Genomic DNA, 596 nt, shown 5'->3' with positions numbered 1-596 from the left:
GTCGACCGCATCGTCTCGATCGGCGCCTTCGAGCATTTCGGCCGCCAGCGCTACGGGCGCTTCTTCAAGATGGCCTACCAAGCGCTGCCGTCCGACGGGGTGATGTTGTTGCACACCATCGTTCGCCCGTCCTTCAAAGACGCCCGGGCGCGGGGCATGAAGCTGACCCACGAGATCGTGCACTTCTCGCAGTTCATCTTGACCGAGATCTTCCCCGGCGGGTGGCTGCCGACACCGCAGACCGTCGGCGAGTACGCGGTCACGGCGGGCTTCGAGCTGACCAGGGTCCACTCGCTGCAGCTGCACTACGCGAGGACCCTGGAGACCTGGGCGGCCGCCCTCGAGGCCAATCGCGAGCAGGCCATCGCCATCCAGTCCCAAGAGGTCTACGACCGCTACATGAAGTACCTGACCGGCTGTGAGAACTTCTTCCGCAAGGGCATCAGCAATGTCGGGCAGTTCACCCTCGTGAAGTAGGTCGCGAGGGGCTGGGGTCCGCTACTTTTCCAACGTGAACTGGTCGACGTCGGTGTAACCCTGGCGGAACAGCTTCGCGCACCCGGTCAGGTACTTCATGTAGCGGTCGTAGACCTCTT

Annotated in this window: 2 protein-coding genes; one reads left to right on the top strand and one right to left on the bottom strand. The window is 63.3% G+C overall.

All coding sequences use genetic code 11. The features are described from left to right. Window positions 1–477: class I SAM-dependent methyltransferase (locus tag A5692_RS13280; RefSeq protein ID WP_197514449.1), on the top strand; the 477-nt coding region annotated here is incomplete at its 5' end. A gap of 21 nt (window positions 478–498) precedes the next feature. On the opposite strand, the gene A5692_RS29075 is transcribed toward A5692_RS13280, so the two are convergent. Continuing rightward, window positions 499–596 (bottom strand): class I SAM-dependent methyltransferase (locus A5692_RS29075; protein WP_176704321.1); only part of this gene is annotated, 98 nt, incomplete at its 5' end.

Source organism: Mycobacterium sp. E342, from assembly GCF_001667665.1.
Taxonomy (GTDB): domain Bacteria; phylum Actinomycetota; class Actinomycetes; order Mycobacteriales; family Mycobacteriaceae; genus Mycobacterium.
Note: the sequence above shows the minus strand (reverse complement) of the source record. Positions and strands in the feature narration are given on the sequence as shown.